Annotated in this window: 31 protein-coding genes and 1 pseudogene; 20 read left to right on the top strand and 12 right to left on the bottom strand. The window is 70.1% G+C overall.

What is annotated here, in order from left to right; all coding sequences use genetic code 11:
- Nucleotides 1–15 precede the first annotated feature (15 nt).
- Nucleotides 16–846, bottom strand: a complete 831-nt coding sequence (locus RBJ65_RS18750) for a transporter substrate-binding domain-containing protein (protein WP_306317333.1) — start codon at nt 844–846, stop codon at nt 16–18.
- A gap of 119 nt (nt 847–965) precedes the next feature.
- On the opposite strand from RBJ65_RS18750, the gene RBJ65_RS18745 reads away from it, so the two are divergent.
- Entirely contained in the window at nt 966–1,595 is a 630-nt protein-coding gene (locus tag RBJ65_RS18745) for a nucleotidyltransferase domain-containing protein (protein WP_306317332.1), read from the top strand.
- On the opposite strand, the gene RBJ65_RS18740 is transcribed toward RBJ65_RS18745, so the two are convergent.
- Nucleotides 1,592–2,788 (bottom strand): globin domain-containing protein, encoded by a 1,197-nt coding sequence (locus RBJ65_RS18740; RefSeq protein WP_306317331.1) that lies wholly within the window; start codon nt 2,786–2,788, stop codon nt 1,592–1,594. The two genes, RBJ65_RS18745 and RBJ65_RS18740, sit on opposite strands and share 4 nt — an antisense overlap.
- Nucleotides 2,789–2,911: 123 nt before the next feature.
- Entirely contained in the window at nt 2,912–3,355 is a 444-nt protein-coding gene (locus RBJ65_RS18735) for an Rrf2 family transcriptional regulator (protein WP_306317330.1), read from the bottom strand.
- A gap of 184 nt (nt 3,356–3,539) precedes the next feature.
- On the opposite strand from RBJ65_RS18735, the gene RBJ65_RS18730 reads away from it, so the two are divergent.
- The 3 genes from RBJ65_RS18730 (at nt 3,540) to RBJ65_RS18720 (ending at nt 6,098) form a co-directional block, all read left to right on the top strand.
- Nucleotides 3,540–4,376 carry a transporter substrate-binding domain-containing protein gene (locus RBJ65_RS18730; RefSeq protein ID WP_372341200.1) on the top strand — a complete coding sequence of 279 codons (837 nt, stop codon included), beginning with the start codon at nt 3,540–3,542 and terminating at the stop codon, nt 4,374–4,376.
- Nucleotides 4,377–4,441: 65 nt separating this feature from the next.
- Nucleotides 4,442–5,230 (top strand): amino acid ABC transporter permease, encoded by a 789-nt coding sequence (locus RBJ65_RS18725; protein ID WP_306317624.1) that lies wholly within the window; start codon nt 4,442–4,444, stop codon nt 5,228–5,230.
- 7 nt (nt 5,231–5,237) lie between these two features.
- Nucleotides 5,238–6,098 carry an amino acid ABC transporter ATP-binding protein gene (locus RBJ65_RS18720; protein WP_306317329.1) on the top strand — a complete coding sequence of 287 codons (861 nt, stop codon included), beginning with the start codon at nt 5,238–5,240 and terminating at the stop codon, nt 6,096–6,098.
- Between the two features lie 4 nt (nt 6,099–6,102).
- On the opposite strand, the gene RBJ65_RS18715 is transcribed toward RBJ65_RS18720, so the two are convergent.
- The gene (locus tag RBJ65_RS18715; RefSeq protein ID WP_306317328.1) at nt 6,103–7,155 is read right to left on the bottom strand and encodes an Lrp/AsnC family transcriptional regulator; all 1,053 of its coding nucleotides are present in this window, start codon (nt 7,153–7,155) and stop codon (nt 6,103–6,105) included.
- Between the two features lie 191 nt (nt 7,156–7,346).
- On the opposite strand from RBJ65_RS18715, the gene RBJ65_RS18710 reads away from it, so the two are divergent.
- Complete coding sequence (locus RBJ65_RS18710; RefSeq protein WP_306317327.1) at nt 7,347–9,233, top strand: hypothetical protein; 1,887 nt, start codon at nt 7,347–7,349, stop codon at nt 9,231–9,233.
- Nucleotides 9,234–9,381: 148 nt separating this feature from the next.
- On the opposite strand, the gene RBJ65_RS18705 is transcribed toward RBJ65_RS18710, so the two are convergent.
- The gene (locus RBJ65_RS18705) at nt 9,382–10,464 is read right to left on the bottom strand and encodes an NADH:flavin oxidoreductase/NADH oxidase (protein WP_306317326.1); all 1,083 of its coding nucleotides are present in this window, start codon (nt 10,462–10,464) and stop codon (nt 9,382–9,384) included.
- 196 nt (nt 10,465–10,660) lie between these two features.
- Between RBJ65_RS18705 and RBJ65_RS18700 the strand changes: the two genes are divergently transcribed.
- Nucleotides 10,661–11,035: a helix-turn-helix transcriptional regulator gene (locus tag RBJ65_RS18700; RefSeq protein WP_306317325.1), complete on the top strand. Its 375-nt coding sequence runs from the start codon at nt 10,661–10,663 to the stop codon at nt 11,033–11,035.
- On the opposite strand, the gene RBJ65_RS18695 is transcribed toward RBJ65_RS18700, so the two are convergent.
- The 3 genes from RBJ65_RS18695 to RBJ65_RS18685 form a co-directional block, all read right to left on the bottom strand.
- Complete coding sequence (locus RBJ65_RS18695; RefSeq protein ID WP_306317324.1) at nt 10,955–12,331, bottom strand: nucleobase:cation symporter-2 family protein; 1,377 nt, start codon at nt 12,329–12,331, stop codon at nt 10,955–10,957. The two genes, RBJ65_RS18700 and RBJ65_RS18695, sit on opposite strands and share 81 nt — an antisense overlap.
- An 88-nt stretch (nt 12,332–12,419) precedes the next feature.
- A complete protein-coding gene (locus tag RBJ65_RS18690) occupies nt 12,420–13,763 on the bottom strand; it encodes an NADP oxidoreductase (protein WP_306317323.1) in 1,344 nt (447 codons plus the stop codon).
- Nucleotides 13,764–13,865: 102 nt separating this feature from the next.
- Nucleotides 13,866–14,492: a DUF305 domain-containing protein gene (locus tag RBJ65_RS18685; protein WP_306317322.1), complete on the bottom strand. Its 627-nt coding sequence runs from the start codon at nt 14,490–14,492 to the stop codon at nt 13,866–13,868.
- Between the two features lie 117 nt (nt 14,493–14,609).
- On the opposite strand from RBJ65_RS18685, the gene RBJ65_RS18680 reads away from it, so the two are divergent.
- Nucleotides 14,610–16,109: an LVIVD repeat-containing protein gene (locus tag RBJ65_RS18680; protein WP_306317321.1), complete on the top strand. Its 1,500-nt coding sequence runs from the start codon at nt 14,610–14,612 to the stop codon at nt 16,107–16,109.
- On the opposite strand, the gene RBJ65_RS18675 is transcribed toward RBJ65_RS18680, so the two are convergent.
- The 4 genes from RBJ65_RS18675 to RBJ65_RS18660 form a co-directional block, all read right to left on the bottom strand.
- On the bottom strand, nt 16,097–16,822 hold the full coding sequence (locus RBJ65_RS18675; RefSeq protein ID WP_306317320.1) for a TetR/AcrR family transcriptional regulator: 726 nt from the start codon (nt 16,820–16,822) through the stop codon (nt 16,097–16,099). The two genes, RBJ65_RS18680 and RBJ65_RS18675, sit on opposite strands and share 13 nt — an antisense overlap.
- Before the next feature lie 246 nt (nt 16,823–17,068).
- Nucleotides 17,069–18,385: a hypothetical protein gene (locus RBJ65_RS18670; protein WP_306317319.1), complete on the bottom strand. Its 1,317-nt coding sequence runs from the start codon at nt 18,383–18,385 to the stop codon at nt 17,069–17,071.
- 3 nt (nt 18,386–18,388) lie between these two features.
- A complete protein-coding gene (locus RBJ65_RS18665; protein ID WP_306317318.1) occupies nt 18,389–18,577 on the bottom strand; it encodes a hypothetical protein in 189 nt (62 codons plus the stop codon).
- A 135-nt stretch (nt 18,578–18,712) separates the two neighbouring features.
- Nucleotides 18,713–19,264 carry a helix-turn-helix transcriptional regulator gene (locus RBJ65_RS18660; RefSeq protein WP_306317317.1) on the bottom strand — a complete coding sequence of 184 codons (552 nt, stop codon included), beginning with the start codon at nt 19,262–19,264 and terminating at the stop codon, nt 18,713–18,715.
- A gap of 292 nt (nt 19,265–19,556) precedes the next feature.
- On the opposite strand from RBJ65_RS18660, the pseudogene RBJ65_RS42120 reads away from it, so the two are divergent.
- From RBJ65_RS42120 to RBJ65_RS18600, 13 genes and pseudogenes are all read left to right on the top strand, one after another.
- Nucleotides 19,557–19,703, top strand: a pseudogene (locus RBJ65_RS42120) (helix-turn-helix domain-containing protein); the annotation flags it as partial.
- A 37-nt stretch (nt 19,704–19,740) separates the two neighbouring features.
- Complete coding sequence (locus RBJ65_RS18655) at nt 19,741–20,073, top strand: hypothetical protein (protein WP_306317316.1); 333 nt, start codon at nt 19,741–19,743, stop codon at nt 20,071–20,073.
- Between the two features lie 90 nt (nt 20,074–20,163).
- Entirely contained in the window at nt 20,164–20,985 is an 822-nt protein-coding gene (locus RBJ65_RS18650) for a BRO family protein (RefSeq protein ID WP_306317315.1), read from the top strand.
- Nucleotides 20,982–21,224, top strand: coding sequence for a hypothetical protein (locus RBJ65_RS18645; RefSeq protein WP_306317314.1), 243 nt, complete (start codon nt 20,982–20,984; stop codon nt 21,222–21,224). The genes RBJ65_RS18650 and RBJ65_RS18645 overlap by 4 nt, the downstream gene beginning before the upstream one ends.
- Entirely contained in the window at nt 21,221–21,412 is a 192-nt protein-coding gene (locus RBJ65_RS18640) for a hypothetical protein (RefSeq protein WP_306317313.1), read from the top strand. Before RBJ65_RS18645 ends, RBJ65_RS18640 begins: the two co-directional genes overlap by 4 nt.
- Nucleotides 21,409–22,011, top strand: coding sequence for a hypothetical protein (locus RBJ65_RS18635; RefSeq protein WP_306317312.1), 603 nt, complete (start codon nt 21,409–21,411; stop codon nt 22,009–22,011). Before RBJ65_RS18640 ends, RBJ65_RS18635 begins: the two co-directional genes overlap by 4 nt.
- Nucleotides 22,008–22,208 carry a hypothetical protein gene (locus tag RBJ65_RS18630; protein WP_306317311.1) on the top strand — a complete coding sequence of 67 codons (201 nt, stop codon included), beginning with the start codon at nt 22,008–22,010 and terminating at the stop codon, nt 22,206–22,208. Before RBJ65_RS18635 ends, RBJ65_RS18630 begins: the two co-directional genes overlap by 4 nt.
- Nucleotides 22,205–22,543: a hypothetical protein gene (locus RBJ65_RS18625; protein WP_306317310.1), complete on the top strand. Its 339-nt coding sequence runs from the start codon at nt 22,205–22,207 to the stop codon at nt 22,541–22,543. Before RBJ65_RS18630 ends, RBJ65_RS18625 begins: the two co-directional genes overlap by 4 nt.
- The gene (locus RBJ65_RS18620) at nt 22,540–23,076 is read left to right on the top strand and encodes a hypothetical protein (protein WP_306317309.1); all 537 of its coding nucleotides are present in this window, start codon (nt 22,540–22,542) and stop codon (nt 23,074–23,076) included. The genes RBJ65_RS18625 and RBJ65_RS18620 overlap by 4 nt, the downstream gene beginning before the upstream one ends.
- Nucleotides 23,073–23,285 (top strand): hypothetical protein, encoded by a 213-nt coding sequence (locus tag RBJ65_RS18615; protein ID WP_306317308.1) that lies wholly within the window; start codon nt 23,073–23,075, stop codon nt 23,283–23,285. Before RBJ65_RS18620 ends, RBJ65_RS18615 begins: the two co-directional genes overlap by 4 nt.
- Nucleotides 23,286–23,861, top strand: a complete 576-nt coding sequence (locus RBJ65_RS18610; protein ID WP_306317307.1) for a hypothetical protein — start codon at nt 23,286–23,288, stop codon at nt 23,859–23,861.
- The gene (locus RBJ65_RS18605) at nt 23,858–24,355 is read left to right on the top strand and encodes a hypothetical protein (protein WP_306317306.1); all 498 of its coding nucleotides are present in this window, start codon (nt 23,858–23,860) and stop codon (nt 24,353–24,355) included. The genes RBJ65_RS18610 and RBJ65_RS18605 overlap by 4 nt, the downstream gene beginning before the upstream one ends.
- A complete protein-coding gene (locus RBJ65_RS18600) occupies nt 24,352–25,035 on the top strand; it encodes a hypothetical protein (protein ID WP_306317305.1) in 684 nt (227 codons plus the stop codon). The genes RBJ65_RS18605 and RBJ65_RS18600 overlap by 4 nt, the downstream gene beginning before the upstream one ends.
- The last annotated feature ends 1 nt before the right edge of the window (nt 25,036 follow it).

The following is a 25,036-nucleotide window of genomic DNA, read 5'->3' as shown; positions in this document are numbered from 1 at the left end:
TCCTCTGACGAGGGCTCAACTCAGCCACTCCGCCTCGTACTTCTTGTACGTGCCGTCGTGCGTCGCCAGGTGCACGAACTGGTCGACGTAACTCTTGAAGTCGAGGTCGCCGCGCGGCGTCGCGTACGCCTTCTCGGCGAAGCTGAACGGCTTGTCGGGGTGGACCGAGCACAGCTCGGGGTGGAGCTTGGACTGGTAGAGCGTCTCGCTCGCGTCGGTCATCATCACGTCCGCCCGGCCCGCCACGATCTCGTCGAAGATCGTGCGGTTGTCCGGGTGGACCTTGATGGTGGCCTGCTTGATGTTCGCGCGGGCGAACTGCTCATTGGTGCCACCGGGGTTGACGACGACCGTCGTCCCGGCCTGGTCGATGTCCTTGAGCGTCTGGTACTTGTCCTTGTCCGCGCACCGCACGATCGGCGTCTTGCCGTCCTCGCGGGTCGGCTCGCTGAAGTACACCTGGCGGGCGCGCGGCAGCGTGATCGAGACACCGCCGACGGCGACGTCGCACTTCCCGGCCGACAGGTCCTTCGACAGGTTCGCCCACGTGGTGTCCACCCATTGGGCCTTGGCGTCCAGGCTCTTGGCCAGGTCCTTCGCCATGTCGATGTCGATGCCGCTGTACGAACCGTCCTTCGGGTCCTTGTACGTGAACGGCTTGTAGTCGCCGGTCGTGCACACGCGCAGCACCCCGGACTTGGGCACCGAGTCGAGCAGGCTCACCGGCTGCTTCTTGGCGGGCCTGTCCGCTGCCGAAGGGGCGGCGGGCGCGGCGGCGGTCAGGCCCAGGAGGCAGACCAGGGCGGACAGGGTGGCGATACGTTGTCTGGACGTGCGGCGGCTCATCGCGGCTACTCCTCGGCAGGGTGGTTGCAGGGTGAACGGATCGTCCGGTGGGTCACCATGTCAGAAGAGTTCGTGCCGGTGAAGGCAGTGTCCACGTCTCGGGAAGGAAGGCACAGGTCATGCGGTTGGAGGCTCCGTTCGGGCCCTGGGAGCCCGCGTCGGTGGGAGAGGTCGCCCACCGGTTCGCGACGGCGGGCGCACCCTGGTGGGTGGCCGGCGGGTACGCGATCGAACTCGCCGTGGGACGGCCGTTCCGCGACCACGGGGACATCGACGTCATGCTGCTCCGCCGCGACCAGCACGTGGCCCATCTGGTCCTGGACGGCTGGGAGTTGTGGGCGGCGGACCCGCCCGGCAGCCTGCGCCCGTGGCGGCCGGGGGAGACGCTTCCTGCGGGCGTGCACGACATCTGGTGCCGCCCCACCGCCGACGCGCCCTGGCGTATCCAGCTCATGCTGGAGGACCTGGAGGACCTGGAGGACACCGAGGGTGACACATGGATCTCACGCCGAGATCCGCGCCTGCGCAGACCACTGGACACCCTCGGCTTCACCACGGAGGACGGCACACCCGTGGTCGCCCCCGAAGTGCAGCTCCACTACAAGGCGAAGGGGTTGCGGCCCAAGGACGAGGCGGACTTCGACGCGGCACTGCCGCACCTCACCGCCCCGCAACGGACGTGGCTCGCCGACGCGTTGACGACGACGTACGGACCGGACCACCCCTGGGCCGTGCGGCTCACTCCCTAGGCGGCCGCCAGCCACAGGTCAGGACCGAACACCTCGTAGTGGATGTCGGCCGCGGCCACACCCTTGGCCAGCAACTGCTCGCGCATCGACCGCATGAAGGGCAGCGGTCCGCACAGGTACGCGCGCGTGCCGGGGGCCACGGGCACGTCCGTGAGGTCGGCGCGGCCCGTGCGCCCACCGGCCCCAGCCCCCTCCTCGTACCAGAAGTACGGGACACCCTCGGAGAGTTTGGCGGTGAGGGCCGCGTGCTCGGTGCGCAGCGCGTGCGCGGCGGGGGAGCGGTCGGCGTGCACGACGGTGACGGGTCCCGTGTGCCGGGCGGCGACCAGGTCCTCCAGCATGGCGAGGATCGGGGTGCAGCCGATGCCGGCGGAGGCGAGCAGCAGAGGTGTCTCGTCGGCCGCCGTCAGGACGAGGTCACCGTACGGCGCCGAGACCCGCAGCCGGTCGCCCGCGCGGACGTGGGTGTGCAGGTGGTTCGACACCTCGCCGTCGGGCGTCGCCCCGGCCCCGTCGACCCGCTTCACCGCGATCGAGCGGGTCGTCCCCGCAGGGGCTCCGGTGAGGCTGTACTGGCGTATCTGCCGTGCCCCGTCCGGGAGTTGGACCTGCACGGACACGTACTGGCCCGCCTTGAAGGCGGGCGCGGGGGCGCCGTCGGCCGGGCGCAGCAGGAAGGAGGCGACGTCGGGTGTCTCGTCGGCGCGGGACACCACCTCCCACTCCCGCCAGACGTCGCCGTCGACCGCGCCCTGCTCCTCGTACAGCCGCTTCTCCAGCGTGATGAGGGCGTTCGCCATCAGCCAGTACACCTCGTCCCAGGCCGCGGCCACATCCGGTGTCACCGCGTCGCCGAGCACCTCGGCGATCGCCTCGAAGAGGTGCCGGCGCACCACCGGGTACTGGTCGGCGCGCACACCGAGCGACGCGTGCTTGTGCGCGATGCGGCCCAGCATCACGTCGGGGCGGTCGTCCGGATGGTTCACGAGGTACCCGGCGAACGCGGCGATCGACCCGGCGAGGGCCTGGCGCTGTGTGCCGGCGGCCTGGTTGCCGCGGTTGAACAGGTCGCGCAGCAGCTCGGGGTGGGCCGCGAACAGCTTCTCGTAGAAGAGGCCGGTGATGTCCTCGATGGCGGCGCCCACGGCGGGGAGGGTGGCACGGACGACGGCGGCCGACTGGTCGGTGAGCATCGGCAGGACTCCTTTGGCGAAGGGCGAAGGGCGAAGGGCGAAGGGGGAACTTAATCTGAATCTCAGATTCATATTTAACGGCGTGGGCGGCGCCCGGCGCTCGTGGTGCTCATGGTGCCGGGGTCAGCCCGTGTTCGGGGAGGGTGAAAGGGTCACCAACAAAGGGCCGGTGGGGGCCTTGACGAGGTCGTCGAGGGTGAGTGGGTCGAGCGTGGCGAAGAACGCCTCCTGTGCCTGGCGCAGCGCTCCCCGCAGGCGGCAGGCCGAGGCCAGCGGGCACGGCGTCGTCCCCTCGCAGTCCACGACGTCCCCCGGGCCTTCCAGCTCCCGTACGAGACCGCCGATGGACGCCGAGCGCCCGGCCGCGGTGAGCGCGAGCCCGCCGCCCCGGCCGCGCCGCGCCTCGACGAACCCCATCCGCTGGAGCTTGGCGACGGCCTTCGCGGTGTGCGTGTACGGCACCTCCATGGCGCCGGCGACCTCGCGGGTGGTGGGCAGCTCGCCCTCCTCGACCGCGAGGCGCATCAGAACGCGCAGCGAGAGATCCGTGAATCGCGTCAACCGCATGGCCGCAGGTTATAAATGTTGCATTTGAAAGGCAAATTAAGCGGGCCCTGTCGCGCGAGTGCGTCAGGGTGTCATGATCTCCAAGGTTTCCCGAGGTCAGTGCAGGGTCCACTACGCCGGAGTCGGCGCGCTCGGGTGTTCCGTCCCGCGCACCGCCCGCCGCTCCGAGTCCCCGGGGAGCCCCGTGACACCAACCGCACACCTTGTCCGCCGCCGCGTGCCGCTCGCGGCCGCCGTCTGCCTCGTGGCCCTGACGACCTCGTGCGGCAACGGCGCAGAGGCCATCACGACCAAGGACGGCGTGCACCTCGTCCACAGGGGCAGCCTCACCACCTGCACGCACCTGCCGTACGCGCCCTTCCAGTCGGAGCGGGACGGCAAGGTCGTCGGCTTCGACGTCTCGCTGATGGACCTCGTGGCGAAGCGGCTCGGGGTGAAGCAGGACATCGTCGACAAGTCCTTCGAGACCATCAAGACGGGCGCCGACCTCAACGCGGGGCTGTGCGACGTCGCCGCCGCGGGCATGACGATCACCGACGAGCGCAAGCAGAACCTCGACTTCGCCGACCCCTACTTCGACGCTGCCCAGGGGCTTCTCGCCCGCAAGGGGGTCGAGGCGAGGACGCTCGCCGACGTGAAGCGCCACGGGCTGACCCTCGGCTCGCAGGCGGCGACCACCGGCGAGTCCCTGGCGCACGACAAGGGCATCGACTCGGTGTCCTTCGAGAGCTCGGACGCCGAGCTGAACGGGCTGCGCACCGGCCAGGTCGACCTTCTGATCCAGGACTACCCGGTGGCCCAGAACTGGCTCAAGACGGACGCGAGCGACGCCGCCAAGTTCGACCTCGTCGCCACCATTCCCACCGGCGAGCAGTACGGATTCGCCGTGAAGAAGGATGGCAACCCGAAGCTGCTCGACGCGATCAACAAGACGCTCTCGCAGGCCAAGCGGGACGGCACGTACAAGAAGCTGTACGAGAAGTGGATCGGCCCGATGCCGAAGGACGTGACCTCGAAGTGAGAACCGTGAAGACACCGCCCGTGGACGGAAGTTCGGGCGGCGCGGCCCCCGGCAGCCGGCCCCGCATGTCGCCGCGACGCAGGCAGCAGGTGACACGCGCCGTCCAGTACGCGGTCCTCGTCGTCGCCGTGCTGCTGGTCGCGACGCTCGCCGACTGGGGGCAGCTCCAGCACCAGTTCCTCGACCCGTCCGTGGCGCGCCAGATGTTCCCTGACCTGATCGTCACCGCGCTGGTCAACACGGTGATCTACACCCTCTCCGGGTTCGTGGTCGGGCTCGTACTCGGCCTGGTCATCGCCCTGATGCGGCTCTCCTCTGTGGGCCCCTACCGGTGGCTCGCCGCGATCTACATCGAGTTCTTCCGCGGCCTGCCCGCCCTGCTGATCTTCATCTTCATCGGCGTCGGCGTGCCGCTCGCCTTCCCCGGCACCGCGCTGCCCGGCGGTGTGTACGGGCAGGTGGCCGTCGCGCTCGGCCTGGTCGCGGCCGCGTACATGGCGGAGACCATCAGGGCCGGCATCCAGGCCGTGCCGCGCGGCCAGATGGAGGCGGCCCGCACCCTGGGCATGTCCCGGGCCCTGGCCATGCGCTCCATCGTCATCCCGCAGGCCTTCCGCGTGATCGTGCCGCCGCTCACCAACGAACTGGTCCTGCTGTTCAAGGACTCCTCGCTCGTCCTCTTCCTCGGTGTCTCCCTGGAGACCCGCGACCTCACCAAGTTCGGCCGGGACCTGGCGGGCGAGAGCGCCAACAGCACACCCATCTTCGTCGCGGGCCTGTGCTACCTCCTCGTCACCGTCCCGCTCGGCTATCTCGTACGCCGCCTCGAAGCGCGGCACGCGAAGGCCAGGTGAGCACGGCATGACCCACGAAACGGACACACCTATGAGCGCGGCCATCGAGATCCAGGGACTGCACAAGTCGTTCGGCGACCTGGAGGTGCTGCGCGGCGTGGACTTCACCGTCTCGCAGGGCGAGGTGGTGTGTGTCATCGGCCCCTCCGGGTCGGGCAAGTCCACCCTGCTGCGCTGCACCAACCTGCTGGAACAGCCCACGTCGGGGCGGGTGGTGGTGGCGGGCGCCGACCTCACCGACCCGGACCTCGACATCGACCGGGTACGCCGCCGGATCGGCATGGTCTTCCAGCAGTTCAACCTCTTCCCGCACCTGAACGTCCTGGAGAACCTCACCATCGCGCAGCGCCGCGTCCTGGGGCGCGCCCGCGCGGAGGCGGAGCGGACGGGGCGCGCCAACCTCGAACGCGTCGGCCTCGCCGACAAGGAGACCAGCTACCCCGCCCAGTTGTCGGGCGGGCAGCAGCAGCGCGTCGCCATCGCCCGCGCCCTGTCGATGGGCCCCGAGCTGATGCTGTTCGACGAGCCGACCAGCGCGCTCGACCCGGAGCTGGTGGGCGATGTGCTCGGCGTGATGCGCTCGCTGGCCGACGAGGGCATGACGATGATGGTCGTCACCCACGAGATGGGCTTCGCCCGTGAGGTCGCGGACCGGGTGGTGTTCATGGACGGCGGAGTGGTCGTCGAGGAGGGCAGCCCGGACGAGGTACTGACCAACCCCCGCCACGAGCGCACCCGTTCGTTCCTGGCACGGGTCGTGAACCCGTCGGACGCGGACGTGAACCGGTCGGACGGGGTCGTGAACCCGGGCGAAGGGGTCGTGGACCCGGGCGACACGGACGGGAAACCGGGCGACACGGAGTCGTAGTGACTCACTCGGCGTGCGGGCCCGTGCGCCACAGGTCGGGCGCCACGAACCGGTCCCGCGTCCCGTCCGGGGACAGGAGGGCGGCGCCCAGTTTGTGGATGCGCAGGGCCAGTGTCGTCTCGGTGACGCGGATCGAGGGGAGCGCCCGGGTCAGGCGCTCCGCGTACTCGGCGAGCCCCGCCGGGGAGCTGAGCCACGCGCACACCAGGAGGTTGTGCGGGCCCGTCACCGAGGCGACGTTGCGGGTGCCGCGCTGACGCAGCGCGGTGGCCGCGGCCTCGGCGACCTGCTGCGGGGGTACGTCGAGGCAGAGGAAGCCGAGCAGCGGGCGTGGTGTGTACCGGGGCGCGAGCTTGACCGTGTAGTAGAGGCCCGAGCGGGTCTCCAGGCGCTCGATGCGGCGGCGCACCGTCGTCTCGCTCAGCCCGCAGGACTTGGCGAGTGCCGTCGCGCCGAGCCGGGCGTCACCGGCGAGGGCGTGCAGCAGCACGCGGTCCGTGTCGTCCGGCACCCCGTCCTGCTTGGGGACTCCGGGGGTGGGCTGCGGGGTCAGCGCGGCGACGCGTCGGCGGCTCTCCGGGCCGAGCTGGTCGAGGCGGAGCGGGGAGACCGGGCCGTGCATCCGCGTCACGAGGTGTGCGCGGGTGGCCCGGACGCCGGGCAGCAGGTGCAGGCGCTCGCCCAGGAAGCGGTCGAGGGCCATGGTGTCGTAGCAGGCGTAGTAGACCAACAGGTCGGCGGCGCCCGCGAGATGCACCACGCACAGGGTGCCCGGATCGCGGGCCAGTTCGGCGGCCGTGTCCGCGACGCTGCCGGCCGCGCAGCGCACCTGGATCCACGCGGAGCACAGGGTCCGCCCGCCGCCGAGCACCGCCCCCGGCAACACACCGCTCCACGCGATGCCCGCCTCCGTCAGCCGTGCCCAGCGCCTGGCGAGGGTGCCCGCGGACGGGCCTATCTCCTCCGACAACTGCGCCCAACTGGCGCGCGGCGCCAGCTGCAGTGTGTGGATCAGCGTCAAATCCGCCTCCGAAACGGCGGATTCCCCGGTTCTCATGTGTCTCCCTGTCGAATCCGCGCAGGCGCCCGGAATGTTCTCGCCACGGCGTCACCATGGGTAGTGCGGCGCGCCGGATGTGTCATCAGCCGCACGTGAAACGTGCGAAACAGGTGGCACAGTACTCATCGAAGTACACGCCGCAGTCATCGTCCATCGGAAACGCGATTGCTGCGAAGGTGTGGATCGGCGTGAGTGAAGGACAGTTGAAAGGGCGTGAGCGCGAACTGGCGGCGCTGCTCACGAGATTGGCGTCCTGGCGCCTGGTGTCCCTGGTGGGGCCCTCGGGATCGGGCAGGACCCGGCTCGCGCGGGAGGCGGTCGAGCAGGTACGCGCGCGTGGCCGGCGCGAAGTGGTGTGGGAGTCGGGGGCCGGGCTCGACCCGAGCGTGCTCGGCGGCGTCATGGTCCGGCTGCGCCACCGGCTCGGCGTCAGGCCCGGACGGCGGCTGCGGGCGCGCCCGTTGCTCGTCCTCGACGACTGGGAGCACCTCGGCGGGGCGGGCACCGACGTGATGGCCGCGCTCCTGGAGGATGTGCCGGGGCTCACCGTTCTGCGCATCTCGGACCGGCCCAGTTGGCTGCGCGGCGAATCCGTGCACCGGCTGCTCCCACTGCGCGGCAGCGCGGCCATGGACCTGCTCGCCGGTGCGGCGGGCCGCTGGCTCCTGGCCGACCCGGAGACCTCCACCCGCGCGGGCACGCTCGCGCACCGCCTGGACGGGCTGCCCGGCGCGCTCCTGGACGCCGGTCGACGGCTGCGCGGCCCCGCCGACCTCGCGGACGTGGAGCGCCACCCGTACCCGTCGCAGGCGCTCGCCGCCGCCGAGCGGGCCTACGCGCGCAGCACCCGCGGCGAACGCCGGCTGCTGAGCCGCCTCGCCGTGTTCGAGGCCGACTTCGACCTGGACGCGGTGCGCGAGGTGTGCGCCACCGCGGAGTTGCCGGCCGAACGCATCCCGGTCCTGATGGAGGGGATCGCGCCCTTCGCCCTCGTACCGGGCGACCCGGGCGGCGACGTCGACCCGGCGGGCCGGCCGCGGACCCGGCTCACCGGGCCGATGCGCGTGGTGTGTCTGCGCGCCCTGGAGGCGGCAGGGGAGCGCGGGGACCTCGTCCCGCGCCACCGCGAGTGGTGTGCGCGACTCGCCCGGCGGGCCGCCGAGCAGTGGAGCCGCGGGCGGCAGCGGGAGGCCCGCGCCCTCGTGCTGCGCCAACTGCCCGACCTCCAGGTGGCGATGGACCCGCGCACCGGGCCGTTCTCGCGGACGGCCGAACCGGGCGTCGCGCTCGACACCGTGGTGCACCTGTGGTTCCTGTGGGTGGCGTGCGGCCGGGCCGAGGAGGGGCGGACGGCGCTGCGGCGGGTGCTGCGCCTGCACCAGGACCCGGTGCCCGGCCGCGCGTGGTGGCTCGCCGGATACCTGGACTCGCTGTGCGGGGACGGCGCGGAGGCCGAATCCAAGCTGCTGAACGGGCAGTTGGCGGCGCGGCGGGACGAGGACGAGCGCTGTCTCGGCCTCGTGGAGCACGCGCGGGGCGTCGAGGAACTGCGGCAGGGGCGGGTGCGCGAGGCCGCCGACGCGTTCGAGGCGGCGCTGAGGATCCTCGGCGAGGCGCCCGGGTTCGGTCCCGGCGGCGCCCTGTGCCGGGCGGCCCTCGCGCTCGCCCTCGTCCGCAGGGACCCGGAGGCCGCGCAGGAACTGGTGCGGCCCCCGTCGGGAGCGGTCGGGGTGCACGACCCGTGGGCCGAGGCCTGGCTCGGACACGCCCAGGCAGAACTGCTGCGCTGGGACCAGGGGCCGCTGGAGGTCGCCGCCCAGGAGGCGGGCCGCGCGCTGCACAGCCACCTCTCCCACGACGACACGGTGGGCGCCGCCTGCACCGCCGAACTCGCCGCGGACATCGCGGCGGCCCGCGGCCGCCCCGCCCTGGCCGCCGAACTGCTGCGCAGCGCCGACGAACTGCGCGGGACGCAGCCCATCGCGACCGCCTACTGCGCCCCGGTCCGCCGCCGCGCGGAGGCGGCGCTACGGCTGCGTAAACGGGTGTCGAGGGCCTGGGCCACGGCCGGCTGATCGTCGGCCCCGGCGAAGGGCGGCGGAGCCGCCGACGCAGAACGCGGCTACCCATGAACACGTAGGCCCCATGAACACGCGCCGCCCCATCACCACATGTGCCCCCGTGGTCCACGGACGACCACGGGGGCACACCACTGACCGGCTGTTACACGGACCGGTGGTACTGGTCCGGCACATGGCTCTCCGCGCCCAGTTCGCGCGCCGCGTGCCGTGCGAAGGACGGGTCGCGGAGCAGCTCGCGGCCGACGAGGATCGCGTCCGCCTCACCGTTGGCGAGGATCTTCTCGGCCTGCTCGGGCTCGGTGATGAGGCCGACCGCGGCGGCCGGGACCCCGGCCTCGCCCCGGACGCGGGCCGCGAAGGGCACCTGGTAGCCGGGGCCGAGCGGGATGCGGACGCCGGCCGCGTTGCCGCCCGTCGAGACGTCGATGAGGTCCACGCCGTGGGCCTGAAGCTCGGCCGCGAAGCGGACCGTGTCGTCGGCGGTCCAGCCCTCGCCGTCCTCCAGCCAGTCCGTGGCGGAGATACGGAAGAGCAGCGGCAGCTCATCGGGCCACTCGGCGCGCACCGCGTCGACGACCTCCAGGGCGAACCGGGTGCGGTTCTCGTAGGAGCCGCCGTACTCGTCCGTGCGCTTGTTGGAGTGCGGGGACAGGAACTCGCCGATGAGGTAGCCGTGCGCGCCGTGCAGCTCGATGACCTCGAAGCCGGCGTCCAGGGTGCGGCGGGTGGCGTCGACGAACTGCTGGACGACCTCCTTGATGGCGTCGACCGACAGCTCCGCCGGCACCGGGTGCTTCTCGTCGAACGGCACCGCGCTCGGCGCGACGGCCTCCCAGCCGTACGCGTCCGGGCCGAGCGGCGCGCCGCCCTTCCAGGGCTGGTCGGTGGAGGCCTTGCGGCCCGCGTGTCCGAGCTGGATGCCCGGCACCGTGTTCTGCGACTTCAGGAAGGACGTGATCCGGCGGAACGCCTCGACCTGCGTGTCGTTCCAGATGCCGAGGTCCTGCGGCGAGATGCGGCCCTCGGGGGAGACGGCCGTCGCCTCGACGATGATCAGGCCGGTGCCGCCCGCGGCGCGCGCCCCGTAGTGCTGGAAGTGCCAGTCGTTCGGCGCCCCCACGAGCGGGCCCTCGGGAGCCGCGCTGTACTGGCACATCGGCGGCATCCACACCCGGTTGGGGATGGTCAGGGACCGGAGGGTGTAGGGCTCGAACAGTGCGCTCACGGCGGACTCCATTCGGTACGGGTCGTCGGGACGGGTCGCGAAAACGCTTCGCGGTCACGACGAGGACTTCCCTTGTACGATAGCCACCGTACTACGGCGGATGTCAAACTACGATGGTTCTCGTACAATGACGGCGAACGATGAGCGCGCCGCACCGCAGGCGTCGCGCCAGCCGCACCGTGAAGGGGAGTCGTCCATGACGGCCGCAGCACCGCACACCGAGGCAGCCACCGGCGGCCGCACGCTCGCGCACCCCTCCCGCGAGGAGATCCGCCTCGAAGCGGTGCTGCACGCGCTGTCCGATCCGATGCGCCTCGCCGTCGTCCGCGAGATGGCGGCCTCGGAGGAGGCCGAGCTGTCCTGTTCGGCGTTCGAGCTGCCCGTCACCAAGTCGACGACCACGCACCACTTCCGGGTGCTGCGCGAGGCCGGAGTGATCGTGCAGGTCTACCGGGGGACCGCCAAGCTCAACGGTCTTCGCAGGGCCGACCTAGACGCGCTCTTCCCCGGCCTTCTCGACCACATCCTCGACGCGGCCGCCCGGCAGGGCGACCGGCTCGGCGGGAACTGAACTCCCGGTCCCCGGAAGGTGGTTGAACAGCAGGTTCAGCGCGATCGCCGTCAGGCAGCCCGCGCTGATGCCGCTGTCCATCACCGTCTGGAACCAGTGGGGGAAGTGCTCGTAGATCGTCGGCACGCCCACCGGGAGCAGCCCGACGGCCACTGAGACCGCCACCACGGTCAGATTGGCGTTGCCCTCGAAGTCCACCTTCGACAGGGTCTTCAGGCCGCTCGCCGCGACCGTCCCGAACATCACGAGCCCCGCCCCGCCGAGCACCGGCGACGGGATCGCGGCGACCACCGCGCCCAGCTTCGGCAGCAGCCCGAGCAGGATCAGGATGCCGCCGGACACGGCGACGACCCAGCGGCTGCGCACCTTCGTCATGCCGACCAGGCCCACGTTCTGCGCGAACGCCGTGTACGGGAAGGTGTTGAAGACGCCGCCGAGCACGGTCGAGAAGCCGTCGGCGCGCAGCCCGTCGCCGAGCGCCCGCCGGTCCACAGGGCGGCCCGTCATCTCGCCGACCGCGATGAAGTCGCCGGTCGTCTCCGTCATCGTCACAAGCGCCACCACCAGCATCGACACGATGGCCGCCACGTGGAACTCCGGGGCGCCGAAGTGGAACGGCGTGCTGATCCCGACCCAGTTCGCGTCCCCGACGGCGGAGAAGTCCGTGAACCCGGTGGGTATCGCCACCGCCGTGCCGGCCACGATGCCGACGAGCACCGCGACCCGGCTCAGGGCGGGCGGCGCGAACCGCTGCACACCCAGCACGAGCACCAGGACGAGCGCCGCGAGCCCGATGTTCTTCGGGTCACCGAAGTCCTCCGCGCCCTCGCCGCCCGCCGCCCACGTCCCCGCCGTCGGCAGCAGCGAAAGCCCGATGATCAGGATCACCGTGCCCGTGACGAGCGGCGGGAAGAAGCGCAGCAGCCGCCCGAAGACCGGCGCGAGCAGCATCATGGCGAGCCCCGCCACGATCACCGCCCCGTAGATCGCGGGCAGCCCGCCGCCCTCCGTCCCGATCAGCACCATCGGCGACACGGCCGCGAACGTACAGCCCTGCACGATCGGCAGCCGGATCCCGAACCGCCACACCCCCACACACTGGATGAGCGTCGCGATCCCGCACACCAGCAGATCGGCGGTGATCAGATACGCGAGATCGGCGGGCGGCAGCTTCATCGCGCCGCCCACGATCAGCGGCACGGCGACCGCGCCCGCGTACATGGCGAGCACGTGCTGCAGCCCAAACGCCACCAACTGGCGCGCGGGCGGGACCTGGTCCACGGGGTGCGTTGTCATGGACGAGAACGTAATGACCTCGAACGATCGGCTGATTTCCGTCGTGTTGCCGCCACGTGTCCGCGCCCCGGAACGCGCATTGGGTTGTCTACGAACCGCGGGCCGCGCTCAACAGCCCCTCCCAGTCCGGGATCTTCACCGGGCCACGCCCGAGCCCGCGCCCCAACTCCGCCTCCGCCCGCTCGATCGCCCGCCACCCGTCCCACTCCACGGGCCGCGCCCCGGCGGCGACGAGCCCGCCCAGCGGATCCCGCGCGGGTTCGTCCGCTACGAAGATGTGGGCGTCGTCGAGGAGCGAGCCGACGGTCTCCTTGGCGCACGGCCTGTTGGTGCCGATCACCCCGGTGGGACCGCGCTTGATCCACCCGGCGACGTACTCGCCCGGCGCCACCCGCGCACCCCGCAGCACCCGCCCCGCCGTGTGCGGCACGGTGCCACTGCGCTCGTCGAACGGCAGCCCCTCCAACGGCACTCCGCGATACCCCACCGACCTCAGCAGCAACTCCGCCCCGATCTCCTCGAACTCCCCCGTCCCGACCACGCCCCCGTGCCCGTCGGGCCGCGTCCGTTCGAAGCGCACCCCGCCGACCCGGCCGCCCTCCGCGAGCACCTCGACGGGCCGCAGGTAGAACCGCAGATGGATCCGGCGCCGCGTGGCGGGCCCGGGCGAAGAAGTGGCCCACCCCCGCAGCACCTCCACGTTCCGCCGCTGCGCGCCCGGCAGTCCGGACGGGTCCTCGTACGCCGGGTCGAGCGCCAACTCCCGCGCGTCCACGACCACTTCGGTGTCCGGGAGGCCGCCCAGCTCGCGCAGCTCCTTCGTGGTGAAGCGGGCCTGCGAGGGGCCGCGCCGGCCCACCATGTGCACGTCCCGCACCTCGCTCGCCGCGAGCGTGTCGAGCGCGGCGCGCGGCATGTCCGTGGGGAGGAGCTCCGGGGCGCCGCGCGCCAGCATCCGGGTCACGTCCACCGCCACATTGCCGACGCCGATCGCGACGGCTGTGCGCACACCCCGTACGAAACCGCCGTCGAAGGCGTCCGGGTGGGCGCTGTACCATGCCACGAAGTCCGTCGCGGACCAGCTGCCCGGCAGGTCCTCGCCCGGCACCCCGAGCCGCCGGTCGGCCGCCGCGCCCACGCAGTACACCACCGCGTCGTACAGCTCAAGGAGCTTCGCGGGCGGCAGCGCGGGGCCGATCTCCACGCCGCCGAGGAAGCGCACCCGCTCGTCCTCAAGGATCGAACGCAGGTTGTTCTGCAGCGACTTGATCTTCTCGTGGTCGGGCGCGACGCCGTAGCGCACCAGACCGTACGGGCAGGGCAGCCGGTCGACGACATCGACGCGGACGTCCGGGACCCGGTCCTGCCGCAGGAGGCCCTGCGCGGTGTACACCCCGCTCGGACCCGAACCGACGACGGCGATGTGCGGCACGGGAGGCTCCCTCCGCCGGGGTGCTGATGTGTCTCAGCATGACACCGGGGAGCGCGGTGGGGGAGAGGGCGCGGCGGTGTGTCCCCGCGGGGAGCACGGGCGTCAGGACATGTCACGCATCCGCGCGATCTCGCTCGTCTGCTGGGCGATCACGTCGTCCGCCATCTCCTCCACCTGCACGTTGTTCCCTTCACTCTTGACGTCGGTGGCCATGGTCACCGCGCCCTGGTGATGGGTGACCATCAGTTTCAGGAACAGTGCGTCAAATGCCGTGCCCTGGGCGGCCTTCAGCTTCTTCAGCTGCGCGTCCGTGGCCATTCCGGGCATCGTGTCGTGCGCGTCGTGGCCTTCGGGGGAGGCGCCTCGCCCGTGCTTCTTCAGCCACCCGCGCATCATCTCGATCTCGGGCCCCTGCGCGGCGGCGATCCGCTCGGCGAGCGCCTTGACCTTCGCCGACTCGGCCCGCTTCGGGGCGAGTTCGGTCATCTCGATGGCCTGCTCGTGGTGCGGGATCATCATCCGCGCGTAACGGACGTCCGCGGAGTTCGGGGCGTCGTCGGAGCCGCGCCGCCGCGCGTCCTTGGCCGACAGTGTCTCGGCCCCCTCGCCCGGCTTGCCCGGCGCGATGACCGAAGGCCCGTCGGACGCACGGGAGTTGTCCGATCCCGAGTCGCACGCGGTCAGTGCCAGCGCCGACACCGCCACCAGCGCGGCGACGGCAACTTTCATGACGATTGCGTTGCCATCTATTGATCTGTGCATGAGGAAGACGATACTCGGGGGGATCTGTGAATCGTTCACGTACGAACGAAGTCACCGTCATTCAAGGAGACAAAGGAGACAACAGTGATCCTGTCCTCCACCCGAACGCGCCGCAGACGCCTGGGAGTTGCCACGGCCGCGGCCGGGCTGCTCGCGGCGCTGCTCGCCGCGGGGCCGGTCTCGGCGACGCCCGACCCGGGCGACAAGGACGCGGCGCCCAAGAGCGTGTCGAAGAGCACAGAGGCCGAGGTCGAGAAGGCGATATCCGCCGGTGACATCCCCGGCCAGGACGAGGTCGTGCACTCGGACAACATCCAGCACGTCACCAACATCCCGAAGGACGCGCTGCCCGGCACCAATTCCGACCTGGCGTTCCAGGGCAAGTACGCCTTCGCCGGGAACTACGACGGCTTCCGCGTCTTCGACATCAGCGACCCGAAGGCGCCGAAGACGGTCGCGCAGGTGCTGTGCCCCGGCTCCCAGAACGACGTCTCCGTCTCCGGGAACCTGCTGTTCCTGTCCACGGACAGCTCCCGCAGCGACGACTCCTGCGCCTCCACCACCCAGCCCGCGACCGAGAAGTCGTCCTGGGAGGGCATGAAGGTCTTCGACATCACCGACAAGGCGAACCCCAAGTACGTCGCCGCCGTCGAGACCGCCTGCGGCTCGCACACGCACAGCCTGGTGCCGCAGAAGAAGAACGTCTACATCTACGTCTCCTCGTACTCGCCGAGCGCGACGTTCCCCGACTGCAAGCCGCCGCACGACGGCATCTCGGTCATCAAGGTGCCGCGCAACGCGCCGCAGAAGGCAGCCGTCGTGAGCTTCCCGGTCCTCTTCCCCGGTGACGGCGAGGACGGCGGCGGCAACCCGGGCGCGCCCACCAACCCGGGCGTCTCCAAGACCACCGGCTGCCACGACATCACCGTCCTGCCCTCCAAGGACCTCGCGGCGGGCGCCTGCATGGGTGACGGCATCCTGTTCTCCATCGCCGACCCGGAGCACCCCAAGGTCATCGACCAGGTCCAGGACAATGTGAACTTCGCGTTCTGGCACTCGGCGACCTTCAACCAAACAGCCAACAAGGTCGTCTTCACCGACGAGTTGGGCGGCGGCGGCGCGGCCACCTGCAACGCCGAGATCGGTCCGAACCGCGGCGCCGACGGCATCTACGACATCACCGGCAAGGGCGACAAGCGCAAGCTCGTCTTCAAGAGCTACTTCAAGATCCCGCGCCACCAGGCCGACACCGAGAACTGTGTCGCGCACAACGGCTCGCTGATCCCGGTCAAGGGCAAGGACCTCATGGTGCAGGCCTGGTACCAGGGCGGCGTCTCCGTCTGGGACTTCACGGACTCCACGAAACCCGAGGAGATCGGCTACTTCGAGCGCGGCCCGCTCAGCACCGACAAGATCCAGACGGGCGGTTCCTGGTCCGCGTACTACTACAACGGCTACATCTACTCGAACGACATCGCGAAGGGCTTCGACGTCCTGAAGGTCGACGACGCCAGGACCGATCCGGCCCAGAAGATCCGCCTGGGCGAGCTGAACGTCCAGACGCAGCCGGACTACTTCGGCTGAGCGGCGCCATCACGATCGCCGCCATTGGCGGCCGGTGCCAGCGGCTCGAAGTACCGTGAGAAATCGGCCGGTCTGCCGTGCGCCGGGCTCCCGTCGGACGACGCGTCATCCTCGTCGTCCGGCGGGTGGCCCCGCTTCCACTCCAGTTCGTAGCGGCGGAACAGCTCGGCGCGCAGCGTCGCCATCGGCATCGGCACGCCGGGCACCAGGATCGAGAACACGGCGCCCATCAACAGGGCGCGCAGCAGCGGATAGTCGGTGTCGACGTCGAGCGTCCCGTGCCGGACGACGGTCTCGCGCAGCAGCTCCGCGAGGCGCTGCTGCTCCGGGCACTGCACAAAGCCCTCGGCCTGCAGAATCCCCGCCATGTGCGTGCGCATGAGGACGGGTTGGTCGCGGGCGAGGCCGAGGATCGCGTCGATGGCGCGGGCGAGCCGCTCGTCCCCGTCGTCGAGCCCGGGCCGCGGCTCCCGTTCGAGCGCCTCCTCCAGCGTGCGGTGCATCAGCCGGTGCACGGCGGACTGCAGCAACTGCCGCTTGCCCGGGAAGTAGTACGAGACGAGGCCGCGCGCCGATCTGGCGCGGTCCGCGATGTCGCCGAGCGTCGTCGCCTCGTACCCGCGCTCCCCGACGAGTTCCAGCGTCGCCTGCAGGAGCCGTTCGCGGGAACGTCGGCGCAACTCCTCATTGACCGATGCGCTGCGGGGGGACATTCTTGACTCCTGCGTTGACTGGCTCGCAGCCAACTATACTCAGGGCTTCCTGGCCGCCCGCCTGTTGGGGTGTGGTGTGCCGGGGAGGGCCGGCCGTATTCGGGCGACGCGGGGGATCGTCCGAATACGGCCGTGTCGTGCGCGGAGGCGTCAGGTGAGCCAGTCGGCAACTTCCCGCAGCACGCTGGACAGTTGCATGAATCCGAACGGCCCGTGAGACTCCAGCGCGGAGTCCCGAAAGGGCGCTCATGTCTCCGTGGGAGACATTTGGGAGATCAACTTACGGGCCCGCACGGCGGACGGCGCAGGTTCCCACTGCCAGCGCGCAGGCTCCCACTCCCGGCGGTCGACCTCGACCATCCGCAGTGCCGCCTCCCACATCTGCTGCAGATCCGCCGCGATAGCCAGCTCCATCGCCAGCGTCACATGCGAGTACACGCCCTCAATGCCCTGCAGCACGTGCCGCATCCGCGCCTCCACCGCGGCCCGAGGATGCTTCCGCTCGTCGAGCCACACCTTCATCGAATGCCGGGCACCGTGCGGCACGAGCCCCTCGACGCCGGCCACGGCGTGCAGGGACGGCAGCCGGTCCCGCGAGGCGGCACCGGCTGGGGGGACCGGATTGCCGTCGACGATGCGCCGCCACGTGTTCTTGTAGAACTGCTGACCGGTATCCAACTTGCCACCGCGCGGCGCAGGGAACACCCACTCGGAGCTGTGGGAGTCGATCAGCTCACGGAGCAGTTCCGCATGGAACGGGGCGAGGATGAGGCTGCCAGTTGACCCGTACTTGGGATCGACCTGAGCCGGCTTGCCGTCGACGTACTGATGCTGCTGCTGCACGAGCAGACGGCAGCCTGAGCCCGTGTCCTTGAGAAGCAGGTGTTCACGGCGCAGGCCAGCCATCTCGCTGATTCGCAATCCGGCGTAGGCGATCGTTGCGACCATGGCGTAGCCGGTCAGCCCGCGGATCTCCTGCGCGTTGCGGGCAAGAAGGAGGATCTGGCGGGGAGTCGCGGTGACGACTTCGTCCTGCTGCTCCTTGCCCTTGTACTTCCCGCGCCGCCTGGACCGCAGCGTGGGAACGGGGTTGTCGCCTCGGACCTTGGAGGCGACCGCATCGTCGAACATCACCCGCATCACAGACATCGTCGACTTGACGTAGTTGGGCTTGTAGCGCGCCCGGAGCTGCTTCTCCCACGTCGTGACGGCGACGGTGGTGATGTCACCCATGGCGGTGGCACCCCAGTGGGGGAGGATGACGGAACGCAGGCGCTGTCGGTACGACTTGTCGCTGCGGTTGCCGAGCTCCACCGATTCGAGCCAGAGCTTGGACCACTCCTCAACGGTGAGCCGCCCGTCGCGCGGGTTGACGAAGGTCTTGCGGCGGACGTCGGACTCCAGGCCCTGCGCGTACTCGACCGCCGAGCGTGCCGTGTAGAACGGCTGGTCGTTGTCGTCGCGGCTGACGGACCCCCACTTGCCGTTGGGGAGCTTGTACTTGCCGCGGTAGCGCCACTTGCGTTGGGCCTTGTCGTAGGTCCGCTTCTCGGCGTGCGCCATGACTCACCTGCTGACGGCGCGCAGCGTCGCGCGGACCTGAGCACTGTCCACTTTCTGCCCGCTGCGGGCCGTGTCGTTGAGGGCATCCTCCAGGGCCTCGGGCCCGCACTCGTGCAATAGCGCCTTGTCGACGTACACGGCGGCGCGGCCGTCATCGCAGTCTTCTACCCAGACTTTGACGCGGAACGGCATACCCGAGACGGACAGAACCCGCACAGACATAGGTCCCCCAAGACCACGCGGGCGCCCCCCGGTGTGGCGTCTGCATATGACACCACACTTACGAGTGGTAAAGGGAGTGAACGGATGCAATCAGCGAGGGATCAGTTACGACCCGTTGACGGACTCGGGCGGCTCGGCGTCGCCCTCGCCCGATGGCCGGCGGAGATTGCGTTCGGCCCGGCGCCAGGCGAGTAGTGCTTCCTGGATCTGCTCTGGCGTGGCGGCGGCGCGCCCGTGGACGACCACCGTCATGCGCGCACCGTCGGTGCCGGGCAGCTCAATGACCTGAGAGTCGATGAGGTCGTCATCGCTCTCCAGTTCGTCGACGATGCGCAGAGGGAGGCGATCCCGGAGGCGGTCCCGGGCCTTCCCCGACTGGGGCGGTGCATCCGCAGGGGGTGTTGCCGGGGTGGGCTGGCCGCCGCGCAGGATGTCGTGCCCGCTTCCCGGGGTCCAGCCGAGGTGCGGCTCGACCTTGGCGAGGCTCGGTGGAATCCGGCTCCGCCGCTGTCCGTCATCTTCGAGGTTCTGGACGGTGCCTTCGCTGACGCCTGCGAGCTCAGCGAGGGCGACCTGCGAGAGGCCGCGGGCCTCGCGTGCCGCACGAATGGCGGTTGCGAGTTCGGGCCACTGCAGTTTGGTCCGGTCCTCTGTCATGACGGCCATCATGCACCACTGGCAAGCAACATGCACCCATCGAATCCCCCAATTGACCAGGATTGATCGGTCTTAGGGGCCCCTTTTTGTTGCTTCGTTAACTCCTCGTTGCGGTTGCGTCGCGTGTGCACCACCTGTGCGCTCCGTACATCTATGGCCAGGGCTTTAAGGGTGGGACTACCGAGATACACCCAATGAAGCCCGAAAAACACCCAACAAAAACGACCGGAACCCTTGCCTCCTCAACTTTGTTGGGCCTACGTTGTGTCTCGTGAGACCCAACGGAGACGCAATGAAGGCCATACGTCAGTCCCGCGGCATCAGCCTTCAGCGGCTCGCCAAAGACATCGGCCGAAACGTTGGCTTCCTCTCCCGCGTCGAACGCGGCCAGCAGGGAGCCAGCGACGTAACCCTCCGCCTCTACGCCGAGCGTCTGAACATCCCCATCGCCGCCATCACCCACGAGGAGACGCCCCGTGACCAGGAACGACCTGGCGCCCCCCACCGAAGCCCGACAGGATCCGGAGACCTCGGTCGACACGACCTTGATCCTGCGCCTGACGGCAGCCGTCGAGCAGCTGAGCACGACGCAGTCCGCGAATGACCTGGAACTGCGCTGCTTCACCCCCAAGCAGGCCGGCGAAATCCTCGGCAAGACCGAGAACTGGGTGGTCGAGGCCATCCACGGACGCCGGATCCCCTTCACCTACGTCGGCAAGTCGCCGCGCCTGACTGCGGCGCACATCCGCTGGGTGCAGGCCAACGGCGAAGTCCTGCCGGGCAAGTACGCCAAGCCCATCGCCGCCTAGAGCGGCAAATCGGCCCCACTACCGGGCTTCCACACACCGGCAGCAGGGCCTCGATCCACACCAGACACTCAGAGAACAGGAGTGGACCTGATGACCATGGTCCCATCCCCGAGCACCCCGCTGGTGTTCACCTTCCCCGAGATTGCACAGCACGTGCGGTCCGTGATGATCGACGCGGAACCCTGGTGGGTCGCCCGCGACGTCGCCGACGTCCTCGAACTCGGCAACATGCACAGCTCACTCGCCCTCCTTGACGAGGACGAGAAGGGGGTCCACAGTCTGGAGACCCCTGGCGGCGCGCAGCAGCTCGCCATCATCTCCGAGCCCGGCCTCTACTCCCTGATCCTCCGCTCGCGGAAGCCGCAGGCGAAAGCCTTCAAGCGCTGGATCACCCACGAGGTCATCCCGTCCATCCGCCGCACGGGTTCGTACTCGGTGCAGCCCCGCGAGATGACGAAGCTGGAAGCCCTCCAGGCCGCGATCGAGTCGGAGCAGGCGCGCATCGTTGCCGAGGCCCGGGTCGCCGAGCTGGAGCCGGCCGCCCACTCCTGGAACACGCTCGCCTCCGCCGAGGGCGACTTCGCCGTCGGCGACGGCGACGCGGCGAAGATCCTGTCCCGGGACCCGAGTATCCAGACGGGCCGCAACAGGCTCTTCGGGATCCTCCACGAGCTCGGCTGGGCGTTCGTGCAGAACGCGGACCACCGCTACCGCGCCAACCAGTACGCGATCGAGCGGCGCTGGCTGTCCGAGCTGCCCCAGTCCCACTACCACCCGCGGACCGGTGAACTGGTTCTGGATGCCCCGCAGTTGCGGGTCACGGTGAAGGGGCTGAACGAGCTGCACAAGCGGCTCGGTGGTTCCGCACAGCTTCAACTCCCCAGCCTGCCGACGCAGGGCGGTGCGCGATGAACTCGATCCCCGCTTTCCTCGCCGCGATTTCGGGCGGTGACTTGCCTGCGGATGCGGTGCGTGAGGAGCGTTGCCTGAAGTCGCCGATCGGCTGCGGTCAGCCGCTGGTGTCCGCGCAGGGCGAGACGCGTGTCTTCCTCGACGCCTCGCAGGCCGCCGCCTACCAGCTGGAGTGGCGGATCACCGGCTTGTGCCCGGACTGCCAGGACGCCCTCGACGGCGAGGAGGCAGACCTGTGAACGCCCGCGAGTACCCGATCCGCCCGCTCCCGGGCGACGACCCCCGGTTCACGACAGGCCTGGTCCTCGATGTCGCCAGCGTCCTTGAGACGCAGGGCTATCCGAAGGTGACCGGCATCGACTGGGTCGACCTCCGGCAGGCCCTGTGGGGCTTCCTGTACGGCACCCGGCGCGGGGAGGCGTCATGAGTGACCGCATCCCGCAGCCCTTCACTCCGGTCGGTTTCTACTGCGACCACTCCGACGAGCCCGACGGTCAGCGCACGCACCACGACTGGGAGTGGGTTGAGGGCGAGGGCCACGTGTTCACGCACAAGCCCGACACGATCAGCGCCCACATGGCTGCCGATCAGCGGTACCTGAAGCCGGAGAAGCGCGGGACACGCTGCTCCCGCGCGCTGCCGGTCTACACCGAGCACGCGCTCCTCGCCGAGGTCCAGCGCTTGAAGGCCGAGGTGGCGAAGCGTCCGTCGCGCTACTCCGCGACACCTGCCGAGATCGACGACTACTTGCGGCGCCACCTCACCGAGGAAGTCGTCCTCAACTTCCAGCGGGCGATCGGCAACCGTGCGGTCGAGGAGGCCGCGAAGGACATCCGCATGGAGTCCCACACACCTCTGGCCAGCGAGCTCTACCTGAACGGCATGAAGTTCGCGGCCGACCACATCGACCCCCTCAAGGGCGGCGGGTACTACCCGTCGAGCCTCCTCTGCTCGAAGCACAACGGCTTCGGACAGTGCCCCGGCGCCCCCTGGTGCACCCCGCGCGACGAGGAGGCGCAGTCATGACCGCCGGCATCGCCGCCCTGGACGTGCCGCTCGCACGGGTGGAGACGGCCGCGATCCTCCTTGAGGCCGCCGCCCGCACCAACTCCCCGTCCGACCGGATCGCGTACCGGCTCGACGGCTGGCTCGTCACCCACCCCGATGCCCCCATCTCCACCGAAGCCGACTACCCGAATTGGACGCCTGGAGGCGTGCGATGACCGACCGCAACGAGTACATCGACGGCCTCCGACAGCTCGCCGACTGGCTGGAGAGCAACGAGGGCGCACCCACGCCCTACGTCGCCGACATCCTGCTGCCGCTCACCACCAACCAGGCGGTCGAGGAGTACGCGGCTTCCCATGGGCTGGAGGTCCGCTACAGCACCGAGGGAAACGCCAAAGCTGTCGTGTCCTTCGGCCCGATCGAGTACCACGCCTACGGCTACGCCGACTGGGACCGCCACATCGCCGAACACAGCGAGCAGCAGGCACGGACCTGGGCGGACAAGAACGACATGACGATCCAGCCCCGCGAGGCAGGTGAAGCGTCGTGACCACGTACACCACCTGGCCGTTCGGTACGGACGCCATCGAAACCGATCCGCTCACCAAGCTGCGGATCCCGGTCGTCACCACCTTCAACCCCCGCTGGCGGTATATCGCCGCCTACCTCGGCACCAGCGCGGACACCGGCAACACCTTCGACCCGCCGTGGCCGTTCGCAAGCGCCGAACGGCCCACCGACACCGAAGCCAAGATGCTCGCCTCCTACATCCAGGAGCACCGCAACCACTGGGTCGGCTACGGAGTCGGGCGCCGCATGGACCAGCGTCCCCTCGACATCGACGCGGCCTCGGACACCACCGTCTTCATCAAATACGGGCTCGACGACTGGGGTTACCGCAACTGCATGTGGACCAGCGGCTCGACCTTCGTGCCCGACCCGCCCACCCACCGGGCCCGAAAGCTCGGCCCGCTGACGCTGGAGCAGGTCATGGACCGCACCCACACCATCGTCGACCAGCCGATGCCGCACTGGGCCACCTGGAAAACCAGCCACCCCGACATCTTCGGAGGCGAGTCGTGACCCGTGTATCCCAGTCCATCGTGATCGTCGACGGCGACGTCGAGGACATCGTCCACGACACCCGCAACGGCGCGAACCTGATCAGCTTCGGCTCGACGTTGAGCCTGTGCCTCGACGGGGCCCCGCAGGACGTCCTCGACAAACTCGCCGTCGCCACCGCCGCAGCAGCCGCCGAAAACCGCACCCGCCAACTCAAGGCGGTGGCGTAGATGGCTACCGCGATCAACGCCCTGCTGGACGCGAACGGTGTCGAGGAGTCCCTCATCGCCCTCGACGCCGACTACACGGCCCTGTACGGCCCGGACTTGATGACCTGGTCGCGTGGGGTGCGCGGCGAGTACTTCTCGCAGTGCACCACCCAGCGGACGAAATGCAGCGAGGAAGTCCCGCTGCACCCCCGCCGCTCCTCGGCGGGCCGACGGCGCCGCCACTGCAAGCAACTGCCGTTCCGGATCCGGGAGATCGCACCCGGCGCCGTCACCGTCCTGGCGACCCCGGTGTGGACGGATACGTCGGGGGAGATGACGCAGACGTTCGTCGTCCGCGCCACCACCGCAGACGGCCAGATGATCCGGCTCCCGCAGGGCGGCTCCCGCCGCCTCGCCGCACTCCTGCAGGGGGCCTTCCCGGCCGCCGACTGGCGGGAGACGCAGACCTGGCACGCGGACACAGGCCGCCTCACCGTGTGGGGCCCGCAAGCCTCCCGCGCATTCCGGGAGACCGCCGACGCCGGATACGTCGAAACCCTCGCCGACTACAGCAAGCGCACCGGAGGCCAGCCGTGAGCATCGCCCAGGATCTCCGCACCCGCGCCAAGCACCGTGGCATGAGCCCGTGGGAACTGGTCAAGAAGATCGGCCGACTGGAACGGGAGCTCGCCGCGAAGGACCGGGAAGCCGACGGCCTCGCCTGCCAGCTCGTCCAGCTCGCCACCGAGATCGACGGCCTGAAGCGGGAGCGCAACCAGCTGCAGGAGGACTTCGACCGGGCCGCCATCGAATACTCCGGCGCCCTCGAAGACGTCCACACCCGCGACCGGGAGATCGCCTCACTGAAGGCCGAGCTCGCCCCGCACCGCGCCGCGCAGGCCAACCGCGACGCCGTCACCGTCCCCCCGATGGAACGCGACACCACCGCCGTCGAGGACCAGGCCACCGCACCCGCGGGCATCGACGTGAAGCCGCTGTGGGAGGCGCTCGCCACCAGCCCGGCGCACGTGCCGAGTTGGGCCCACGACACGGACACCCGGCCGCTCCGCACCCTGAAGGAGGCGTCATGACGACCACCCTGGAGCGTCTGGCCGCCGAGCCGAAGCACGATCCGGCGCTCCTCGTCCCGAACGTGTGGAGCGACTTCTTCCACCGCATCGAGGCGCTGTGCCCGTGCGGCGGCACGGCCGGGGTCCGCGACGGTGCTTTGGGGGACCACGACCCGCTGTCCACGTGGAACGTGAATATGCAGCGCGTCCCGGTCATCACGGACGCGTTCCGCAAGATGGGCTTCGCGACCGTCTGCCGCTACTCCGGGCGGACCGTCACCCTGGCAGCCGCGCTCGCCCGCGACGAGGCATTGACCCCGGCTGAGAAGCGTCAGCGTGACGTCACGCGGGCCCGCCTGGAGCAGGGCGTTGTGTTTACCGCCCCCGAGGGCTGGGCCCTGCCGAAGATCGTCGCGTCCCTGTTCGCCCTCGCCGAGGACAACGGCTGGGCCACCCAGCAGGCGTGGATTCCGGGCGAGGACGGTTTCACCCTGAAGCTCCGGGTGTCCCGCCCGGCCGACGACGAGCTGAGCTGGCAGTACGACCTGGACTGGTTCGTCGCCCCCGGCGTCGCCCGGCGGGACCGGTCCGGTATGTCCCGCACTCCGGACCGCCCCGTCCCGCACGACACCCCGTCGGTGAAGAAGATCCGGGAGGCCATCGCGGCGAACCCGGTGCCGGAGGGGGTGAGGACAGCATGAC

Origin of the sequence: Streptomyces sp. KL109B (assembly GCF_030766935.1) — a bacterium.
Taxonomy (GTDB): domain Bacteria; phylum Actinomycetota; class Actinomycetes; order Streptomycetales; family Streptomycetaceae; genus Streptomyces.
Note: the sequence above shows the minus strand (reverse complement) of the source record. Positions and strands in the feature narration are given on the sequence as shown.

Coding starts and splice junctions, on each gene's coding strand:
- RBJ65_RS18750 (WP_306317333.1), bottom strand. CDS start 846: ATGAGCCGCCGCACGTCCAGACAACGTATCGCCACCCTGTCCGCCCTG.
- RBJ65_RS18725 (WP_306317624.1), top strand. CDS start 4,442: ATGTCGCCGCGACGCAGGCAGCAGGTGACACGCGCCGTCCAGTACGCG.
- RBJ65_RS18740 (WP_306317331.1), bottom strand. CDS start 2,788: ATGCTCACCGACCAGTCGGCCGCCGTCGTCCGTGCCACCCTCCCCGCC.
- RBJ65_RS18665 (WP_306317318.1), bottom strand. CDS start 18,577: ATGCCGTTCCGCGTCAAAGTCTGGGTAGAAGACTGCGATGACGGCCGC.
- RBJ65_RS18745 (WP_306317332.1), top strand. CDS start 966: ATGCGGTTGGAGGCTCCGTTCGGGCCCTGGGAGCCCGCGTCGGTGGGA.
- RBJ65_RS18700 (WP_306317325.1), top strand. CDS start 10,661: ATGACGGCCGCAGCACCGCACACCGAGGCAGCCACCGGCGGCCGCACG.
- RBJ65_RS18630 (WP_306317311.1), top strand. CDS start 22,008: ATGACCGCCGGCATCGCCGCCCTGGACGTGCCGCTCGCACGGGTGGAG.
- RBJ65_RS18735 (WP_306317330.1), bottom strand. CDS start 3,355: ATGCGGTTGACGCGATTCACGGATCTCTCGCTGCGCGTTCTGATGCGC.
- RBJ65_RS18715 (WP_306317328.1), bottom strand. CDS start 7,155: ATGAGAACCGGGGAATCCGCCGTTTCGGAGGCGGATTTGACGCTGATC.
- RBJ65_RS18720 (WP_306317329.1), top strand. CDS start 5,238: ATGACCCACGAAACGGACACACCTATGAGCGCGGCCATCGAGATCCAG.
- RBJ65_RS18610 (WP_306317307.1), top strand. CDS start 23,286: ATGGCTACCGCGATCAACGCCCTGCTGGACGCGAACGGTGTCGAGGAG.
- RBJ65_RS18675 (WP_306317320.1), bottom strand. CDS start 16,822: ATGTCCCCCCGCAGCGCATCGGTCAATGAGGAGTTGCGCCGACGTTCC.
- RBJ65_RS18695 (WP_306317324.1), bottom strand. CDS start 12,331: ATGACAACGCACCCCGTGGACCAGGTCCCGCCCGCGCGCCAGTTGGTG.
- RBJ65_RS18660 (WP_306317317.1), bottom strand. CDS start 19,264: ATGACAGAGGACCGGACCAAACTGCAGTGGCCCGAACTCGCAACCGCC.
- RBJ65_RS18625 (WP_306317310.1), top strand. CDS start 22,205: ATGACCGACCGCAACGAGTACATCGACGGCCTCCGACAGCTCGCCGAC.
- RBJ65_RS18685 (WP_306317322.1), bottom strand. CDS start 14,492: ATGAAAGTTGCCGTCGCCGCGCTGGTGGCGGTGTCGGCGCTGGCACTG.
- RBJ65_RS18650 (WP_306317315.1), top strand. CDS start 20,164: ATGACCATGGTCCCATCCCCGAGCACCCCGCTGGTGTTCACCTTCCCC.
- RBJ65_RS18645 (WP_306317314.1), top strand. CDS start 20,982: ATGAACTCGATCCCCGCTTTCCTCGCCGCGATTTCGGGCGGTGACTTG.
- RBJ65_RS18670 (WP_306317319.1), bottom strand. CDS start 18,385: ATGGCGCACGCCGAGAAGCGGACCTACGACAAGGCCCAACGCAAGTGG.
- RBJ65_RS18635 (WP_306317312.1), top strand. CDS start 21,409: ATGAGTGACCGCATCCCGCAGCCCTTCACTCCGGTCGGTTTCTACTGC.
- RBJ65_RS18600 (WP_306317305.1), top strand. CDS start 24,352: ATGACGACCACCCTGGAGCGTCTGGCCGCCGAGCCGAAGCACGATCCG.